The sequence below is a fragment of the Ruminococcus sp. genome (assembly GCF_045129435.1).
Classification (GTDB): Bacteria; Bacillota; Clostridia; order Oscillospirales; family Acutalibacteraceae; genus Ruminococcoides.
The window spans coordinates 1-18770 of the sequence record NZ_JBGVJL010000083.1; the positions used below are offsets into that span (position 1 = coordinate 1).

Below are 18770 nucleotides of genomic sequence, written 5' to 3' on the forward strand. Positions count from 1 at the left end.
TTTGCAGTCAATGTTTTTGCACAACATAAAAATTAAAACAAATAATAATTTTCTTGCTCCCGACAATGACTTAGTAATGGTCGGGAGGTAATGACATTAAATTTTGCCTATGCTTTCTACTCGGACAAAAAGTTTAGGTCGAGCCTTTTTAAAGGCTCGTGGGTTTGGGCAACGCCCAAGAAAAGTTGTTTTTATATCAGTCTATCTGGCACAAACAGCAACGCTGTTTGTGTGCTAAAGCAAAGTTTGTTAAAACAGGCGACAGCCTTTAAAAAGAATTGATTTATAAATAAAAAATATCTTTTTTGTTTTGTCTTGCTATCGCAATTATAAGGCTTTTGCCATTGTGTTCAAGCCACCAAACAGCAAGCTGTTTGGCTATCAAAATTTGCGTTATCTAAAGTATTGTGGGCTTTGCCCACACCCACAACCTTTGAAAAAAGGTTGACCAAACTTTTTGGTTCGAGTATAAAGTCTGTGATAGTTCAAACAATATTTCCCGACTGTACAAACCCATAATTACCCCAACTATGGAAAAAGAACCGCAAAATAAATCAGTCCGACTTTTTACGGTCGGACCGGTTGTTTTAAAAATTATCAGCCTTTAATAAATAACTGTTCCCAGTAATATCTGTATGTTGAATTTGTGTCAACATAGCATGACATTGCGATTTTGTTGTAGTCAGGATTCATAATGTTTGCACGATGTGACGGAGAATCCATCCATGCCTTTACTACATCTTCAGGTGTTCTCTGACCTGCCGCAATGTTTTCGGCAGCGGCTCGGAATGAATCGTTGTAATCATTAAGAATTGTTGCCCAGCTTGAGCCGTCAGGACGCTGATGTGAAAACAATGTTACGGTTTCCTTTGCACGAATATCCGCAAGGCGGGTGAGGTCGGTATCTTTTTTTACCGCAGAAAGTCCCTCTTTTGCTCGCTCGTTATTGATAAGCTCAATTACCTTGTCGGCAAATTCTGTGTTGTAGTAGGCTGAGCTTGCCGGCTGTGTGGTCGGCTGAGTTGCAGGCTCTGTCTTTGGCTGAGTAGTAGGCTGAGTTGACGGCTCTGTCGGTGTCGGAGTGTCGCCCTCAGAAATAAGAATCTGTGCCTCGGTTACATCAAGCACATCAATTTTGCCGTCCTTGTTGTAGTCGGCAATTTCCTTTTGAGCATCGGTAAGCTCTTTGTTGTCGGCAATGCTTGTCTGCAAATATGTAACATCAATTACATCAAAGCTGCCGTCACCGTTTAAGTCGTATTTGCTCACATCAAGTGCGGAAACTGACATCATAGCAGTTGAAATAACCGCTGTGGCTGAAAGCAAAACGGCAATTATTTTTTTAAAACTGTTCATATAAATCTTCCCCTTTTCAGCTTTTTAGCTCTGATAAATATTTAAAAGGATATTCTTAATATCCCAAAGCTTTTTAGAAAGGTCAACATAGTAGTTGTGTGGGTTTTCAAATCTCTTTACCTCGTCCCAGAGGAGTGAAATCTGCTCTTTGCAGTATCCTGCAATCTCTTCAATGCTCGGTGATTCATACACGCATTCGCCGTTCTTAAAGATTGGCACAAGCAATTCTTTAGCTGTATAGTCGGTAAGAGTTTTTGTTTTCCAGGTAGCATTCTGGTCAAAAATTGTGTGCGGCTTTGTAAAGTCTGTTACCTCGTCATACACGCAAAGTTCGTCTGCAAGAGCCTTTCCGCTTTCGTTGTCATAGTAACGATAAAGCTTTTTGAAGTGCGGATTGGTGATTTTTGTTGTATTCTCACTTACCTTGATTTTAGGGATAATTTCTCCGCTTGTCGGTTCTTCAACAGCCACAAGCTTATATACGCCTCCAAATACCGGTGAGCTTGAAGATGTAATAAGTCTTTCGCCAACGCCAAAAACATCAACCTTTGCACCCTGCATCATAAGGTCACGGATAAGGTACTCGTCAAGTGAGTTTGAGGCAACGATTTTGCAGTTCGGAAGTCCTGCCTCGTCAAGCATTTTTCTTGCTTTCTTTGAAAGGTAGGAAATATCGCCCGAGTCAAGGCGGATAGCAAATTCGTTAATTCCCTTTGGCACAAGCACTTCTTTGAACACCTTAATTGCGTTTGGCACACCGCTTTTGAGTGTGTTGTAGGTGTCAACAAGAAGTGTAGGATTTTCAGGATAAAGCTCGCAATAGGTGCGAAAAGCTGTGTATTCGTTGTCAAACATCTGTACCCAAGAGTGAGCCATTGTACCGCCTGCAGGCACACCGTAGAGAGCGTCTGTAAGTGTGCAGGCTGTACCGGCACAACCACCGATATATGCGGCTCTTGCACCGTCAACCGCACCTGTTGCACCCTGAGCACGGCGAGAACCAAACTCAAGTACAGTTCTGCCCTGAGCCGCACGAACAATTCTGTTTGCCTTTGTGGCAATGAGTGTCTGGTGGTTTATGGTAAGAAGTAAAAATGTTTCGATAAGCTGAGCCTCAATAGCCGGAGCTTTTACTGTGATAATCGGCTCATTAGGGAAGATTGGTGTTCCCTCGGGAATAGCGTAAATGTCGCCTGTAAATTTAAAATTAGCAAGGTACTTTAAAAATTCCTCGTCAAAAATGCCCTTATCTCTGAGATATGCAATGTCCTCCTCTGAAAAATGAAGATTTTTTACATAGTCGATTACCTGCTCAAGACCTGCCGCAATCGCAAAACCGCCGTTGTCGGGTACTTTGCGGAAGAAAAGGTCAAAGTAAACATTCTTTTTGTAAAAGCCGTTTTTAAAATAGCCGTTTGACATTGTAAGCTCGTAAAAATCGCAGAGCATTGAATAATTAGTTTCTGTCATTATAAATCACCTGTATAAATTCGATTTTGTTAAGAAAAACTCAGCTTTCTATCTGCTCAAGATTTGCCGTGCCCTTTTTAAGGCAAAGTCTTTGTGCAAAAACTGCAAGAGCAGACATAATAACAACAAGTCCAAGATTAATTATAACAGGTTCAACGCTAAAAATCCATAGCAATACAAGAGAAATTGCACAAATTATGCCGGTAACCGCCATAATTACAGCCGCATTGATAACTGTGTTGTAGTTGCCACGCAAAGCGTTAATTTCATCGTCCCACACAAGCTTTGGGTTGATTGTGTCAAGATAAATGCCAAGGTAGGTTACAAATACAACGCAGAGCAGGCAAAGGGCAATGTGAATAAGCGGAGTAACAATGAAAACAAACGGATTAAAGCTGTTTGCAAGGACTGCACAATAAATATTGAAGGCTATCACATAAAGCACCATAACCGAACCGCTGATGATAATGCTGACAACTGCCTTTGCGTTAATCTGAATTTTAAGTCCGACAGGAATGTAACGCATAAACTGAAAATGCTTGCCCTCTCTTGAAATTGAGGAAGATGCAATGCTGTTGATTGCTGTTACAAGGGCGGAAATTACTACGGCAGAAATCGTAATGACCGCAATGCTTTTTGAGTCGCCCTCAAGGTAAGGGGTTAAAATTCCCGACAAAAAGTTGGTACTGCCCTGCAATATCATAATTACCACCATAAATACAGGCCAGAGCAGGTTGATAGCAATGCAGTCCATAAAGAACGGCGGAGTTCTGAAAAGTACAAGAAATTCCTTTTTGAGGTAGCTTGCAAATATGCCCTTTTGCGAGGATTTTTCAATAGCCTGTCCGGCAATGCTTTTGCTACGCTTTGACTTGGTTGTGTTGATGTCAGAAACGCCTTTGAGGTACATTTTTGACGCTAAGAACAGAAATACCGCAACATAAATTACATTGGCAATAAGATAAATAATCAGCTCAAAAGCCGATTGGTCAGAAATTGACTTCATCATAAGCGGAATGTGAGGAAAAATAATGTTCATCACATTGAGAAATCCGTTGTCGGCACTTGCAAGAGATGTGATGATTGCGTCAGGATTAAATCCGCTGACGCTCACAAGGGCAATCAACGCACCCACAATCAGCACTGCCGTACCGATACATGTGATTTTGTTCAGAAAATCGCGATTTTTTACGGAGTGGGTGAAATACATAAATATAATCGCAATGATTCCGCAGTAGGAAAGCGGAATTACAGGCATAGTCAAAACACTGATGATTGAGGTTATAATGCCGGTGACAGAAAACTCTGTGGCACTCATATATCCCACACAAGCACCGATAATCAGGATAAATTCCATTATGTTTTCCGAAAGCAGGGAGTAGGCAAACTTTGCACCGATAATTTCCCTCGGCTTGAGAGGAAGCGGAATAAGGTTTTCAATATCGTTTGAAAAGTAGAAAATATTGATAATTACATTAATTCCGAAAATTACGGAAAGAATGGAAATGATATGCAAGATAACCTCCGCACCCTGAATGTCACCGCCTATGGCACTGATGCCGAGGGTGAGTGCGTAGGTGATAATTCCAACCAATGCACCGGCAGGGAGCATAATTAAAAGCACAACCGCCGTACCCATAATTTTATAGAAATGCTTGGAACGCTTTTTTTCTTCCGAGGTAAGCTCGGTGGTTTTAATAAATGTTTTTAATAGGTTCAAGAAATTACTCATTTTCAGTCAGCTCCAAAAAGATTTGTTCAAGTGATTTGCCCTTATTCTGACTGCAAAGGGTGTCAAGTGTGCCGTCATAGAGCGATCTGCCTTTTTTAATAATAACAACCCTGTCGCAGAGCTTTTCGGCAACCTCAAGAATGTGGGTTGAGAAAAATACGCAGTTGCCGGCGTCAGCGTGTTCACGCATCATAGCCTTTAGCTCAAAGGCACTCTTAGGGTCAAGACCGATTAACGGTTCATCAAGAATCCATACATCGGGGTTGTGTACTAGGGCGGCGGCAACCATAATTTTTTGTCGCATACCATGGGAATAGCTGAGCATTGGTGCGTTCAAACTGTCGGTAAGACCGAATCTGTCGCAAACCTCGGTAAATCTCTTTTTGCGTACATCAGAGGGAACTTTGTAGATGTCACCGATGAAGTTGAGAAACTCAATGCCCTTGAGTCTTAAAAACATATCGGGACTGTCGGCAATGTAGCCGATGCTTTTTTTAGCCTCAAGCGGTTCTTTTTTGATGTCGTGACCGTTTATGCTGATTTCACCGCTGTCGCTTGAGAGAATACCTGTGAGCATTTTAATTGTGGTGGTTTTGCCTGAACCGTTAGGGCCGATAAAGCCTACTATTTCACCCTTGTTTACAGTAAAGGAAAGGTCGTCTACTGCTTTTAAGGTGTTGTTAAAAACCTTGGTTACATTATTGAATTTTATCATAATATCATTCCTTTGTTTGGCTGTATTTATATAAATATTATAAAATTCAATATGCTGATTGTCAATTATTTTTACAATGTTTTCAAAAATATTGTAATGGGTTAGCAGATTAAAGAGGTTGTGCCATGGATAATGCTGGGTGATATAAATTGTGGTTTTTATTACGAGAAGATAGTTTGCAAAATAATAATTTTCTTGTTCTCGACAATGACTTAGTAACGGTCGGGAGTTAAAAGATTTGAGATTGTCTAGGCTTTCTACGCGGACATAAAATTTTGGTCAACGTTTTTCAAAGGTTGTGGGTGTGGGCAAAGCCCACAATACTTTAAGCTAACGCAAGGCTTTTATAGCCAAACAGCTTGCTGTTTGGCGGCTTAATCACAATGGCGAAAGCCTTATAATTGCGACAGCAACATAAAAAGCCATTATTATTTACTAATGAAAATGAAATATTTCTTTTAAATGGCTGTCGCCTGTTTTGTCAAACATAGCTTTAGTAAACAAACAGCGTTGCTGCTTGTTCTCAATAGACTGATATAAATACAACTTTTTTTGGGCTTTGCCCAAACCCACGAGCCTTTAAAAAGGCTCGACCTAAATTTTATGTTAATTATCCAAAGCTTTCTGCTAAACAATAATTTATCAATGCTATCTCAATATTTAAAACAAAAAACGGTCAAGCCTTAAATAAGCTTGACCGAATTTACTATTTATTATTTTTATTACTCTTATATTTACCGATTGCGTAAATCAGCACAAATGCGAGCAGAAACGCACCTACAATGCACTTGAACACAATGCCGAGTGCTCCCTCAAACATTGCAATTCCCGAAAATGTATTCATTGCGTACCATACTGTCATAAAGCTGAAAAATCCGCCGATAAGATAGCACAATGAACCGAGCTTTTTTGCCGATATAAACATATACAGAGCAATTACTGCCCATAATATAAAGTAAAAGGATTTTATAGTTTCCATTAATCAATCTCCTGCAAATAATATTAGTTTATAGCTTGAGGTCAGGAATATACTGCTTGATAATTGAAATCAAACCAACCTTTGGAGTGTCCTCGTCAGGAAGCTGTGGGAAATCGTATGCCGCATAATCGTTGCCCTCAATAATAGCAGGACCGTTTTCGGAAATGCACACATCCCAACCGCAGTATTTAAACTCCGGCTCCTCAAGGGCGGCTTTCTTTACAAGCTTCTTTACTTCTTCGCAGTAAGGAATTTTAAAGCCCTTGAATTTAATTCCCGTATACGGGTGCTCATAGGCAAGCTGCATATCCGAGGTGTGTCCCGGACCTGTTACCATACCTGTGTCGAGGTCAAAGTGGCAGGCATAACCGCCGTTTTCAAGGTTATCTACAAATTTGCCGTTGTTGCCTGTCTTGAATACAGCATAAAGAATGTGCGGTTCACCGTCAACCACAAGAGTGGCAATTCTCAGGCAGTTGATTGAGTGCGGGTAAATTTTGGCTACATCAGGGTGCTGCTTAATTGCCTCCTCAAGTACGCCAAATCCGTTTTCTTTGTCAAAAACATAATTATAAAATTCTTCGTCACTTTTAAAGTCTGCTTTGCAAAGCTTTTCAATTCCCTTGCCACATTCGCCAAAGGCAGGCTTTGCAATGTAAACCTCCCAAGGCTTAATAAATTCGCTGAACTGCTCAAGGCTTACCTTTTCGTCAACAACAATCACTCGTCTGCCAAGGTATTTTGCAAAGCGTGTGTCAAACAATCTTTTGTCATTAAAGATTTCGGCACTTGTAAGGTCGTTTTGCATAAGCATAAAACGCTTGTTTTTAAAGCGTGTCATATATGTTTTACGCTGGGCAGCGGTCATATTATAGTATTCAAACAGCACATAGTCGTTGTAGCCGGCTTTGTATTTTAAGAAACAGCCGACCATATCAAAGAATATGCCTGCTTTGTTTTTGCCCGATTTCTCGTGAACGGTATTTATTGCACCCGAAAGCTTGCCAAGTGTTGCACCTGAGCAAACTCTGAAAAAATAACCAATTCCCATACTTACCTCTAAAATAATAGTATTTATGAATTATTACAATAAATAAAGACAAAATATCCGTTGCTTTTTGTTCAAAAAATTGTAATAGTAGATATAATACTAATTATAGTATATTTTGCTGTAAAAAGTCAATAACTGTGACCAAATTGTGAAAAGTTTTTGAAAAGTAAAATTTTTCTAATAAAACTCTTGACTTTTGCTGACTTTGAGATTATAGTATAAGCATAAGAGTTAGCACTCACACATAGAGAGTGCTAAAACAACAAAACGCAGGCAGAGAGGTGATACCTATGGAGCTTGCGGAAAGAAAGCAAAAGATTCTTTCGGCTGTTGTTGAAAACTTCATCAAGACGGGTGAGCCTGTAGGTTCAAAAACTCTGATAGATGAAACTAATCTCGGTGTTTCGTCAGCCACCGTCAGAAATGATATGGCAGACCTTACACATAAGGGTTATCTTATTCAGCCCCACACCTCGGCAGGCAGAGTTCCTACTCAGCTTGGCTACAGATATTATGTTGATAATCTTATGAAGGTTGTGGCGGTATCTCAGCGAGGCAGAGAGCTTGTGGAAGATAAGCTTTACAGAAATGCAGAGTCGCCTGAAAATATCCTTAAATCAGCGTCGGAGCTTGTGTCTGACCTGACAGGACTTACGGCGGTTGCCACTACCCCGAATTCCGCAGAAAGCAGAATCCACAAGATAAGCTTTGTGCAGACCGGTTCACACACGGCAATGGCGGTTGTGATTGCCTCAAGCGGTATTATTAAAAACCAGCTTTTCAGGTGTGAGTTTATTATTACTCCTGAAATTCTTGAGGTGTTTGACAAGGCACTCAATGAGCTGTTTGACGGAGTTAAGCTTTCGTCAATCAACCGACCGTTTATTCAGACGGCAGCGGCAAGGTTTGGCGAGTTATCACTCTTTATGCCAAGCGTGCTTACAGCAATTAAGGACGCAGCCGACAAGGCAAACGAAGTCGGAATTTTCCTTAGCGGTCAAACAAAACCGTTGTTTATGCAGAATGTAAATTTTCTGGCAGCACGAAATGTAATTGAGCTAATTTCAAATAAAGGCGACCTTGCCTCGGTGCTTACAAGCCTGCCAATCGGCACAGCGGTAAGCATTGGCACGGAGAACAGTCGTATAGAGCTTGCGTACAGCTCGGTAATATCATCAAGCTACAGCGTAAAGGATACACCGTCAGGCACACTTGCGGTGATAGCACCGATACGAACAGACTATAGCAGGGTGATTTCAATTATTGAGTGCGTAAGCGAATGTGTAAGCAAAATAATAAGCGAGCTTATAGAGCATTAATATAGAAAGGAAAGGTAATATGTCAAAGAAAAAAGAAGTGACAAATGACGAAGCTGTTGTAAACGAGAATACTTCCGAGCAGACAGCAGAAGCGGTTACAGAAGAAATTGATGAAACCGCCAAGAAAATAGCTGCACTTGAGGAGGAGCTTAACTCACAGAAAGACAAATATCTTCGCCTTTGTGCCGAGTATGACAACTACCGCAAGCGTACAGCAAACGAAAAGCTTTCTATTTATGATGACGCCACAGCAAAGGCGGTTACAGAGCTTTTGCCTGTAGCGGACAGTATTCAGATGGCTATTACAAATTTAAAGGATTGCGACCCTGATATTTTAAAGGGCATTGAGCTTATTTCAAATCAGCTTGCAAAATCCCTTGAAAAATTAAAGGTTGAAGCCTTTGGTGCTGAGGGTGAGGAGTTTAATCCTGAAATTCACAACGCAATTTCAAAGATTGACGATGAGAATTTTGATAAGAACTGCATTTCTCAGGTGTTCCAGACAGGCTACAAAATCGGCGATAAAATTATCCGTCATGCAATGGTTCAGGTTGCAAATTGCGACTAAACCTTTATTATATAAATAATTCAGTATAAAAAGTAAAACAAATATATTCAGGAGGAATTTATTATGGCAAAGACAATAGGTATAGATTTAGGTACAACAAACTCATGTGTAGCAGTTATTGAAGGCGGCGAGCCTGTAGTTATCCCTAACGCCGAAGGTGCAAGAACAACTCCTTCAGTCGTTGCTTTCTCAAAAGACGGCGAGCGTATGGTAGGTCAGGTTGCTAAGCGTCAGGCTATCACAAACCCTGATAAGACAGTTTCTTCTATTAAGAGAGAAATGGGTACTTCTTACAAGGTATCTATTGACGGCAAGCAGTACACACCACAGGAAATTTCAGCTATGATTCTTTCTAAGTTAAAGGCAGACGCTGAGGCTTACCTCGGTGAAAAGGTAACTCAGGCAGTTATCACAGTTCCTGCTTACTTTACAGACGCTCAGCGTCAGGCTACTAAGGATGCAGGTAAGATTGCAGGTCTTGATGTAAAGAGAATCATCAACGAGCCTACAGCAGCTGCTCTTTCATATGGTATTGATAAGGAAAAAGACCAGAAGGTTATGGTATATGACCTCGGCGGCGGTACATTCGATGTATCTATCATTGAGATGGGTGACGGCGTTCAGGAGGTACTTGCAACAGCCGGTAACAACCGCCTCGGTGGTGATGACTTTGATAAGAGAATCATTGACTGGATGGTAACATCATTCAAGAACGAAACAGGTATTGACCTTTCATCAGATAAGGTAGCTATGCAGCGTTTCAAAGAGGCTGCTGAAAAGGCTAAAATTGAGCTTTCAGGTGTTACAACATCATCAATCAACCTCCCATTCATCACAGCAGACCAGACAGGTCCTAAGCACCTTGACTTAACACTTACAAGAGCTAAGTTCGATGAGCTTACAGCAGACCTCGTAGAGGCTACAATGGGCCCTGTTCGTTCAGCTCTCTCTGACTCAGGCTTACAGATCGGTCAGATTGACAAGGTTCTTATGGTTGGTGGTTCTTCAAGAATCCCTGCTGTTCAGGAAGCTGTTAAGAAGCTTATCGGCAAAGAGCCATTCAAGGGTATTAACCCTGATGAGTGCGTAGCTGTCGGTGCTGCTATTCAGGGTGGCGTTCTCGGCGGTGAGGTTGAAGGTCTCCTTCTCCTCGATGTTACACCACTTTCACTCGGTGTTGAAACAATGGGCGGTGTAATGACAAAGATTATTGAGAGAAACACAACAATCCCAACAAAGAAGAGCCAGATTTTCTCAACTGCTGCCGATAACCAGACACAGGTTGAAATCAATGTTCTTCAGGGTGAGCGTGAATTTGCAAGAGATAACAAGCAGCTCGGTTTGTTTGCCCTCACAGGCATTGCTCCTGCTATGCGTGGTATTCCACAGATTGAGGTTACATTTGATATTGATGCTAACGGTATTGTTAATGTATCTGCAAAAGACCTTGGCACAGGCAAGGAGCAGAAGATTCAGATTCAGAACTCTACTTCAATGAGCAAGGACGATATTGACAAGGCTGTTAAGGAAGCTGAGCAGTATGCTGCCGAGGATAAGAAGCGTAGAGAAGAGGTTGACGCTAAGAACGAGGCTGAAAACCTTGTATATCAGGCAGAAAAGCTTGTAAACGAGAGCGGTGACAAGATTTCTGAGGACGAGAAGAACACAATCAATACAAAGTGTGCTGCTGTTAAGGACGCTATCTCAAAGAACGACAAGTCTATGATTGACGCTGCTAAGGAAGACTTACAGAAGGCTGTTTACGAGGTTTCTGCTAAGCTTTATCAGCAGGCTAACCCACAGGGTGCACCTGGTGCAGCTCCTCAGGGTGACCCACAGCAGGGTGCTCAGGGCGGCTCAAACGGTGATCCAAATGTATATGATGCCGATTTCACAGATGTTGACGGCAACAACTAATAAAAATATTAACACAATGATTGACTTCATTTGTTTTTCCTGTTAAAATTTGTTGAAGGGGCTGTTTTTTGCAACGGCTCCTTTAGCAATGTATGGATTTTGGCAGCCTTAACGGGCTTATAATGAGAAGGTTCTTTATCAATAGTTGGGGTAAATTATAGTTTAGCAGATTTAGGCTTCCCCTTGAGGGGAAGCTGTCACGCAAGTGACTGATGAGGTGTTGAACTCGCTAAGAGTTCACTTATAACAAAGCTTTAGCTAAGGAAAAACGCCGTAAACGGCGACACCTCATTCGTCATTTTCTTGCGAAAATGCCACCTTCCCCTTGTAGGGGAAGGCTTGTGAGTTCCCGATAATTTTATAGTATAAACAATAATTTACCGATACCCCCAACATTTAAAACAGAACCAATGAGAAATAAAAGGTGAGTATGATGGCAGATAAAAGAGATTATTACGAGGTGCTTGGCGTATCTAAGGGTGCGAGCGAAGATGAAATTAAAAAGGCTTACCGTCAGAGTGCCAAAAAGTACCATCCTGACCTCCATCCGGGCGACAAGGAATGTGAGGAAAAATTCAAAGAAGTCAACGAGGCTTACGAGGTACTTTCCGATAAAGATAAAAAAGCCCGCTATGACCAGTACGGTCATGCAGGTGTTGACCCTAACTTTGGTGCCGGCGGTGCAGGCGGATACGGTGCATACGGTCAGGGCATAGATATAGACGATATTTTTTCAAGCTTTTTCGGCGGATTCGGCGGCAGACGCTCCAACAATCCTAACGCTCCGAGCAGAGGCAGTGATGTTGAGGCAAGCATTTATATTTCGTTTGAAGAGGCTGCAAAGGGCTGTAAAAAGACTGTAAGCTATGACTGCGTTTCTTCTTGTGAGGAATGTCATGGTACAGGTGCAAAGCCGGGTACACAGCCAAAGACCTGCTCAGTATGCGGCGGTTCGGGTAGAGTAACAATCAGTCAGCGTTCACCTTTCGGTGTTGTACAGACACAGCGAGCTTGCGATGCTTGTCATGGCAAGGGTAAAATTATTGACAGCCCATGTCCTAAGTGCGGCGGCTCAGGCAGAAAACGCAAGACAAAGACTATTGATATTACCGTACCGGCAGGCATTAAAGACCAGCAGATTCTTAATGTTGGCGGCAGAGGCAACTCAGGCTACAACGGTGGCCCTGCAGGCGACCTTCATGTATATGTAAATGTTCAGCCACACCCTGTATTTGAACGCAGAGGTGACGATGTATGGTGCAATATGCCTCTTACATTTGCTCAGGCTGCACTCGGTGCTGAGGTTACAGTTCCTACTCTTGACGGCAAGGTTGCTTATCAGGTTCATGAGGGCACACAGCCGGGCGATGTATTCAAGCTCAAGGGCAAGGGTATTCAGCGACTCAACGGCAGAGGCAAGGGCGACCAGTATGTGCGTGTAACCGTTGAAGTGCCAAAGAATCTTAACGCTAAGCAGAAGAGTCTTATCAAGGAATTTGAAAATGTTACAAACGATAAGAACTACGCTCAACGCAACAGCTTTTTTGAAAAAATAAAGAGAATGTTCAACGAATAATCATTCATTAATATAAAGGGGCTTATCACCTATGGAGTCTTGGACAGAAATAAAAATTGCGGTAAACGCAAAGGATATAGACAGGGCAGGCGACATTGCAAATGTTGTAGTGCCTTACGGAATTTACATTGAGGACTACACTGCTCTTGAGCAGGAGGTGCAGGAGATTGCACACATAGACCTCATTGACGAGGATTTGCTGAAAAAGGACAGAAATACTGCCTATGTTCACATTTACCTTGAGCCTGATGTTTCACCAAACGAGGCGGTTGCCTTTTTGTCGGAAAGGTATAATGCCGAGGGTATTGAGCATAAAATAGAATTGCTTGATTGTGCCGAGGAGGACTGGCGAAACAACTGGAAAAAATACTTTAATCCAATAGCAGTCGGCGAAAAGCTGCTTATTCGTCCGAGCTGGAGAGATGATTACGACCCACAGGGCAGAATTGTGCTCAACATTGATCCGGGTCTTGCCTTTGGTACAGGAAGTCACGAAACCACAAGACTTTGCCTTGAGATGTGCGAAAAGTATATGAAGCAGGGCGATAAGGTGCTTGATGTGGGCTGTGGCAGCGGTGTGCTCGGAATTGCGTCTTTGCTTATGGGTGCAGAGAGTGCCGTTGGTGTTGACATTGACGATGTTGCGGTAAGAACCGCCAAAGAAAATGCCGAGATAAACGGTGTGTCTGACCGCTTTACGGCAATTTGCGGAAGCTTTACCGACAAGGTAACAGGCAAATATGACATTGTGCTTGCAAACATTGTGGCTGACGCAATTATGTTCCTTTCAAAGGGTGTAAAGGACTTTATGAAAGATGATGCCGTTTATATTATGAGCGGTATCATTGATACTCGTGCCGATGAGGTTAAGGCGGCAGTCAGCAAGGACTTTGATATTATTGAAGAACACCTTGAAAAAGGCTGGGTTTGCCTTGCCGCCAAGGCTAAAAAATAAACAATCATCATATAACTGTCACAATAGCGTGATAAAATCTAAGCAATTATGATGCTCGGAGGCACAATTATGAAAAAACCAAATAAAAAAGATACAGTCAATCTGTTTTTCTCTGCATTTTTGATTCTTGCGTTTGTAGTGTGTGCACACTTTTTCTCAAACTTTGCAATGGGTCAGTCAGAGGTATTCGCAAATGTAATTCAGCTCCTTGTGTACGCTGTGTTCGGTCTGCTTTTGTTCTACGCAACAAGAGTCGGCGATGGCAAGCCTGTTAAGCGTTTTTCACCGCTTACATTAATAATTATGGTATTGCCTGCTTTGTACATAATGATTGCAAGCCTTGCAAGCGGTATGCCGCTTCACAGTGCGTTTGTCGTAAATGACAGCACACTGAGCCTTGTAACAACCCTTGCGGCTGTTGTGTTCGGCTATGGTATTCCTTACACATTCCTCAGCGGTTATGAGGTTGCAGAGGAAGAAGCTGAAACTGAGAAAAAGCCTGTTGAGGGCGGTGTTGAGGCTGATATTCAGGACGCCGGCGAGGAAAGCTCAGAGGAAGAAAGCAACGAAGAAACTGCTCAGGGCGAAGATAACAGCGAAGAAAACACAGAAGAATAATTTGTTTTACTAATAAAATTAACAGCGACTTGACAAACTCGAGCCGCTGTTTTATTATTTAAACGATGTATTTATTTTGGTTTGATGTAAATAGCCGGAGATTTGTTGTTTGCTAACGGTCGGAAAATTTTGCTTGAATTATAACAAGACTTTCTGCTCAAACAAAAAAGTTTGGTCAACCTTTTTAAAGGTTGCAGGTGTGGACAGAGTCCACAAATACTTTGAGCTAACGCAAAATTCCGTCAGCCAAACAGTTTTCTGTTTGGCGGTTTGAACACAATGGCGAAAGCCTTATAACTGCGATAGCAATACAAAAGCCGTTATTTTTTATTAATAAAGAATTTCTTTTTAAAGGCTGTCGCCTGTTTTGACAAATTTTGCTTTAGCACACAAACAGCAACGCTGTTTGTGCCTTATAAATTGCAATAAAAACAACTTTTCTTGGGCGTTGCCCAAACCCACGAGCCTTTAAAAAGGCTCGACCTAAATTTTATTTTTAGTAATAGTTTGCCAAAAAACGGCGAACCGGTGATAGAATAGGCTTTAGTCGGATTGAATTGAAGAGGGTGGATTTATGGACGAGATAGAGAAGAACGAAACCGAGGCACAAGAGGAAGTGTATGTTGCCCGTCATGCAAAAGAGGAGGAAGAACCAAGCTTTGCAGATGTCGAAAACTTTGATGTTGAAGATACCGAACCTGTAAAAGCTGAGGAAACCACAGAGAATACAGCAGATGAGCCGAAATTTCAGCCTGATGTAAATAATGCAGAGAATTTTGATGTGCATAGCGACAATTACGGCGATGATTTTGATTATCAGTCTGTTGCAAGCAAGGAGCATGTGCCGTCAGATAATCCTACAAAAAGCAACAAGGACTACGGTGACGGTTTTGATTCTCAGACAGGTGAAAGCAGGAGAGAGTACAAACGCAAAAAGCCGAATAATGCTGAGTATTATGAGGAAGACTTAGATACAGACGATTATCACGGCAAGCCAAAGAAGCATAAAGGTTCTAAAAAATCAAAAAAGAAAAGCAATAAGGCGACCGTTGCCTGCGTGGTTGTTGCGGTGGTTGTTATAGTTGCGTGCGTGCTTGTTTTTGTGCTTTCAAAGTGTTCATTCAGCACCAAAAAGCCTGTTGCCACAACTGCACCTACAACCAAGGCAGCAGTAACCACACAAGAGCCGACCACAGAATATTACGAGCCGGAAACCGAGCCGGAGTATGTTCCCGATTACACAGAATATGTGGAAGAAACTGACCCACCTGTAACCGAGGAATACACAGAGCCGGAAACCGAGCCTTACACAGAGGAATATACCGAGCCTGAAACCTATGAGCCAACTCCTGACACAGAGCCACAGACTGAGTATGTTCCTGACGAAACCACACAAATTGTATAAAATGGAGATGTAAAAAATATGGGATGTAGCCACGATTGTTCATCTTGCAGTTCAGACTGCAAGTCAAAAAATCCGGAGAGTATGCGTGAAAGCCTTAATCAGTACAGCAGTGTTAAGAAAGTAATTGCCATAGTATCGGGCAAGGGCGGTGTAGGCAAGAGCCTTGTTACCTCAACCCTTGCAGTTACCTTTAACAGACTCGGCAAAAAGACAGCTATTCTTGACGCCGATATTACAGGTCCGTCAATTCCGAAGGCTTTTGGCATTAAAGAGAGAGCCAAGGGCAACGAGTACGGAATTATTCCTGTTACCACAGAAACAGGAATTGACATTATGTCAGTAAATCTTTTGCTTGAAAACCCGACTGACCCGGTTGTATGGCGTTCACCAGTAATTACCGGCACAGTAAAGCAGTTTTGGAAAGATGTAATCTGGGAGAACGAGGAGTATATGTTTGTTGATATGCCGCCGGGAACAGGCGATGTTCCGCTCACAGTATTCCAGAGCTTGCCGATTGACGGAATTGTTGTTGTGGCATCTCCGCAGGAGCTTGTTTCAATGATTGTTGAAAAGGCTGTTAAAATGGCAAATATGATGAATGTGCCGATTCTCGGACTTGTTGAGAATATGAGCTACTTTGTATGCCCTGATTGCGGTAAAAAGCACAGTATTTTCGGTGAAAGTCATATTGATGAAATCGCAGAGCGTTACAATACAAAGGTGCTTGCAAAGCTTCCTATCGACAGCGACCTTGCAAAGTGTGTTGACGAGGGCAGAGTAGAACTCTTTGAGGGCAACTACCTTGACGAAGCCGCACAGGAAATTGAAAAAGCACTTGCGTGAATTATGTTAATACCAATGCTGTTGTGTTCCTGATATAAAAATTAAGGTTGTTACGAAAAGTACAGAAGGAGCTGTTTTCAGTGAAAGAATCTCTTGGCAAGAATATGGATCGTTATTGATTATTTCCGTGATTTTAATAGATAATAAAATTATTTAATCACGGAGGTTAATTGTGAAATTACAAAAAAATTGTGCTTTACTGGTTATAGACATTCAGCAGGAAGATTTTATAGAAATGAATGACAGTAATATAGACGATCCGAGATGGAATGTTATACGCAACGGCAAGCGTGTTTTAGATGTGTTCCGTGCAAAGAAACTGCCGATTATTCAGATTAAAGAGTGCCACCGCCCCGATATGGTAGATTTTGGTCGTGAACTGGATGGCTCTGAGGGTATTCATTGTGTTGAAAACCGTCCGGAAAATGACTATGCCAAGCTGACTTATCCTATTGAGGGAGAGTATCTGATTTCAAAACGCCGTTACAGTGCGTTTTTTGGTACCGATTTGGAAATTTTGTTAAAAGGTCTTGGCGTTGATACGCTCTATATGATTGGTGGACTTACAGATGTTTGTATTCATTACACTGCGGTAGATGCTCATCAAAATGATTATCATATCCGTGTTGTTGTTGATGCGGTTGCAGGTTCCAGTGAAAAAGCACATGAAAGTGCATTACAGGCTATTCGCTATTTACAACGAGATTCTCTTATTACAACATCAGATGTAGAGTCCTCTTTGGTTGACGATGCTACACCGGAGGATGTATTCTTTATGCGTGAAACCATTCGCCTTTCAAAGCTTGCTGTGGAGCATGGCAACGAACCTTTTGGTGCTGTGTTAGTAAAAGATGGTAAAATTGTATTTACGAATGAAAATCAGATATACACCAAACATGATCCAACATTTCATGGAGAAGCAGGTTTAATACGAGAGTTTTGTGCTCAGACCGCTATTACCGATTTGCATGAGTATACTCTCTATTCTAATTGTGAGCCCTGCTTTATGTGCAGTGGAACAATGGTTTGGGTAAAGCTGGGACGCCTGGTGTATGGTGCAAGTAATATTGATTTGGAAAACATTCTTGGCAATGTTGGCTGCAACTGCTCCAAAATGGTGTTCGAGAACTCTTTTTGGCAACCGCAAGTTACAGAAGGGGTTCTGCGTAATGAAAGTCTTATAATTCTTAAAGAATATTTTAGCAAGCATTTAAAAGGATAATATTGCGTAATAATTTCGATTTGTAGCTAAAAGCAGGATTTTTAAGAAGTTTCTTGACAATGGCTGTTATTTATGCTATAAATAACACAATTAAATAAATCATGATACTTTTCTGCCACCGGGTGGGAAAGTTAAGCACCGGTATTTCTATCGTTAGGTCTTAGAAGATAGAAATTACTGGTGCTTTTTTATTGTGAAAAAATGACAAAGGAGTTTGAGAACAACTATGAGTAATCCGATTGCGAGTTTGACGAAAAAAGAATGGGGAGTGTGGATTTGTTCGTTGTGCATAATTATTATATCAAATTTTTTATCTGAAAGTTTTAATTCATTGATATTGATTGCCGCATGCGTAGGAGTTACATCTCTGATATTTGCTGCAAAAGGAAATGTATGGGCACAGATTTTAATGATTATATTCAGCGTTCTTTATGGTATTATTTCATGGCAATTCCGCTATTGGGGAGAAATGATAACATATTTAGGTATGACTATGCCAATGGCAATATGGTCAACAATTACTTGGATAAAAAATCCGGCTGCCAACGGAAAGGAAGTTGCAATTCAAAAGCTTAAGCCCAAGCATATTTTTGGAATAATAATTTTTGGAGCGGTAACAACATGGGTTTTCTATTTGATTTTGAGTGCGTTGAATACGCCGAATATTGTATTTAGCACAATTTCGATTACAACAAGCTTTTTGGCGGCGTCACTTACGATGTTACGCTCATCATATTATGCGTTAGGGTATGCCGCTAATGATATTGTATTGATAGTATTATGGGTATTGGCATCTATTGAAAATCCGGCATATATACCTGTGGCAGTTAATTTTACAATTTTCTTTTTTAACGATATGTATGGCTTTGTATGTTGGAAAAAGAGGGAAGCAATGACTTGCTGAATAATGGTTTAGCAGAAAGTTTCGGATAAATATTTTAAAATTTAGGTCGAGCCTTTTTAAAGGCTCGTGGGTTTGGGCAACGCCCAAGAAAGGCTGTGTCTATTACAATTTGTAAGGCACAAACAGCAACGCTGTTTGTG

General features: G+C 41.4%; 16 protein-coding genes. 10 read left to right on the forward strand and 6 right to left on the reverse strand.

Annotated features, from left to right (window positions below):
- Positions 1-597: 597 nt before the first annotated feature.
- The 6 genes from ACJMMI_RS04045 to ACJMMI_RS04070 form a co-directional block, all read right to left on the reverse strand.
- Entirely contained in the window at positions 598-1356 is a 759-nt protein-coding gene (locus ACJMMI_RS04045) for a CAP domain-containing protein (RefSeq protein ID WP_405353787.1), read from the reverse strand.
- Positions 1357-1380: 24 nt separating this feature from the next.
- Entirely contained in the window at positions 1381-2826 is a 1446-nt protein-coding gene (locus tag ACJMMI_RS04050; protein WP_405353789.1) for a nicotinate phosphoribosyltransferase, read from the reverse strand.
- 40 nt (positions 2827-2866) lie between these two features.
- Positions 2867-4558 carry a hypothetical protein gene (locus tag ACJMMI_RS04055; RefSeq protein ID WP_405353791.1) on the reverse strand — a complete coding sequence of 564 codons (1692 nt, stop codon included), beginning with the start codon at positions 4556-4558 and terminating at the stop codon, positions 2867-2869.
- Positions 4551-5273 carry an ABC transporter ATP-binding protein gene (locus ACJMMI_RS04060; protein ID WP_405353792.1) on the reverse strand — a complete coding sequence of 241 codons (723 nt, stop codon included), beginning with the start codon at positions 5271-5273 and terminating at the stop codon, positions 4551-4553. The genes ACJMMI_RS04055 and ACJMMI_RS04060 overlap by 8 nt, the downstream gene beginning before the upstream one ends.
- 706 nt (positions 5274-5979) lie before the next feature.
- The gene (locus ACJMMI_RS04065; RefSeq protein ID WP_405353793.1) at positions 5980-6252 is read right to left on the reverse strand and encodes a hypothetical protein; all 273 of its coding nucleotides are present in this window, start codon (positions 6250-6252) and stop codon (positions 5980-5982) included.
- Between the two features lie 28 nt (positions 6253-6280).
- A complete protein-coding gene (locus ACJMMI_RS04070) occupies positions 6281-7303 on the reverse strand; it encodes a sugar-transfer associated ATP-grasp domain-containing protein (RefSeq protein ID WP_405353794.1) in 1023 nt (340 codons plus the stop codon).
- Between the two features lie 290 nt (positions 7304-7593).
- Here ACJMMI_RS04070 and hrcA point away from each other — a divergent pair, with 290 nt between their 5' ends.
- The 10 genes from hrcA (at position 7594) to pnuC (ending at position 18630) form a co-directional block, all read left to right on the forward strand.
- The gene (gene hrcA / locus ACJMMI_RS04075) at positions 7594-8622 is read left to right on the forward strand and encodes a heat-inducible transcriptional repressor HrcA (RefSeq protein ID WP_405353795.1); all 1029 of its coding nucleotides are present in this window, start codon (positions 7594-7596) and stop codon (positions 8620-8622) included.
- A gap of 19 nt (positions 8623-8641) precedes the next feature.
- Positions 8642-9190 (forward strand): nucleotide exchange factor GrpE, encoded by a 549-nt coding sequence (gene grpE, locus ACJMMI_RS04080; RefSeq protein ID WP_405353797.1) that lies wholly within the window; start codon positions 8642-8644, stop codon positions 9188-9190.
- 63 nt (positions 9191-9253) lie between these two features.
- Positions 9254-11107, forward strand: a complete 1854-nt coding sequence (gene dnaK / locus ACJMMI_RS04085) for a molecular chaperone DnaK (RefSeq protein WP_405353799.1) — start codon at positions 9254-9256, stop codon at positions 11105-11107.
- A 433-nt stretch (positions 11108-11540) separates the two neighbouring features.
- Positions 11541-12683 carry a molecular chaperone DnaJ gene (gene dnaJ / locus ACJMMI_RS04090; protein ID WP_405353801.1) on the forward strand — a complete coding sequence of 381 codons (1143 nt, stop codon included), beginning with the start codon at positions 11541-11543 and terminating at the stop codon, positions 12681-12683.
- A 31-nt stretch (positions 12684-12714) separates the two neighbouring features.
- Entirely contained in the window at positions 12715-13638 is a 924-nt protein-coding gene (gene prmA / locus ACJMMI_RS04095; protein ID WP_405353803.1) for a 50S ribosomal protein L11 methyltransferase, read from the forward strand.
- 69 nt (positions 13639-13707) lie between these two features.
- Positions 13708-14256, forward strand: coding sequence for a hypothetical protein (locus ACJMMI_RS04100; RefSeq protein ID WP_405353805.1), 549 nt, complete (start codon positions 13708-13710; stop codon positions 14254-14256).
- A 574-nt stretch (positions 14257-14830) separates the two neighbouring features.
- Positions 14831-15661, forward strand: coding sequence for a hypothetical protein (locus ACJMMI_RS04105; protein WP_405353807.1), 831 nt, complete (start codon positions 14831-14833; stop codon positions 15659-15661).
- 18 nt (positions 15662-15679) lie between these two features.
- Entirely contained in the window at positions 15680-16504 is an 825-nt protein-coding gene (locus ACJMMI_RS04110; RefSeq protein WP_405353809.1) for a P-loop NTPase, read from the forward strand.
- A gap of 172 nt (positions 16505-16676) precedes the next feature.
- Positions 16677-17726: an isochorismatase family protein gene (locus tag ACJMMI_RS04115; RefSeq protein WP_405353811.1), complete on the forward strand. Its 1050-nt coding sequence runs from the start codon at positions 16677-16679 to the stop codon at positions 17724-17726.
- 226 nt (positions 17727-17952) lie between these two features.
- Positions 17953-18630: a nicotinamide riboside transporter PnuC gene (gene pnuC, locus ACJMMI_RS04120; RefSeq protein ID WP_405353813.1), complete on the forward strand. Its 678-nt coding sequence runs from the start codon at positions 17953-17955 to the stop codon at positions 18628-18630.
- Positions 18631-18770: the final 140 nt, after the last annotated feature.

Excerpts from the sequence above, each read along its gene's own strand:
- ACJMMI_RS04045 (WP_405353787.1), bottom strand. The coding sequence starts at position 1,356 with ATGAACAGTTTTAAAAAAATAATTGCCGTTTTGCTTTCAGCCACAGCG.
- ACJMMI_RS04050 (WP_405353789.1), bottom strand. The coding sequence starts at position 2,826 with ATGACAGAAACTAATTATTCAATGCTCTGCGATTTTTACGAGCTTACA.
- ACJMMI_RS04055 (WP_405353791.1), bottom strand. The coding sequence starts at position 4,558 with ATGAGTAATTTCTTGAACCTATTAAAAACATTTATTAAAACCACCGAG.
- ACJMMI_RS04060 (WP_405353792.1), bottom strand. The coding sequence starts at position 5,273 with ATGATAAAATTCAATAATGTAACCAAGGTTTTTAACAACACCTTAAAA.
- ACJMMI_RS04065 (WP_405353793.1), bottom strand. The coding sequence starts at position 6,252 with ATGGAAACTATAAAATCCTTTTACTTTATATTATGGGCAGTAATTGCT.
- ACJMMI_RS04070 (WP_405353794.1), bottom strand. The coding sequence starts at position 7,303 with ATGGGAATTGGTTATTTTTTCAGAGTTTGCTCAGGTGCAACACTTGGC.
- hrcA (WP_405353795.1), top strand. The coding sequence starts at position 7,594 with ATGGAGCTTGCGGAAAGAAAGCAAAAGATTCTTTCGGCTGTTGTTGAA.
- grpE (WP_405353797.1), top strand. The coding sequence starts at position 8,642 with ATGTCAAAGAAAAAAGAAGTGACAAATGACGAAGCTGTTGTAAACGAG.
- dnaK (WP_405353799.1), top strand. The coding sequence starts at position 9,254 with ATGGCAAAGACAATAGGTATAGATTTAGGTACAACAAACTCATGTGTA.
- dnaJ (WP_405353801.1), top strand. The coding sequence starts at position 11,541 with ATGGCAGATAAAAGAGATTATTACGAGGTGCTTGGCGTATCTAAGGGT.
- prmA (WP_405353803.1), top strand. The coding sequence starts at position 12,715 with ATGGAGTCTTGGACAGAAATAAAAATTGCGGTAAACGCAAAGGATATA.
- ACJMMI_RS04100 (WP_405353805.1), top strand. The coding sequence starts at position 13,708 with ATGAAAAAACCAAATAAAAAAGATACAGTCAATCTGTTTTTCTCTGCA.
- ACJMMI_RS04105 (WP_405353807.1), top strand. The coding sequence starts at position 14,831 with ATGGACGAGATAGAGAAGAACGAAACCGAGGCACAAGAGGAAGTGTAT.
- ACJMMI_RS04110 (WP_405353809.1), top strand. The coding sequence starts at position 15,680 with ATGGGATGTAGCCACGATTGTTCATCTTGCAGTTCAGACTGCAAGTCA.
- pnuC (WP_405353813.1), top strand. The coding sequence starts at position 17,953 with ATGAGTAATCCGATTGCGAGTTTGACGAAAAAAGAATGGGGAGTGTGG.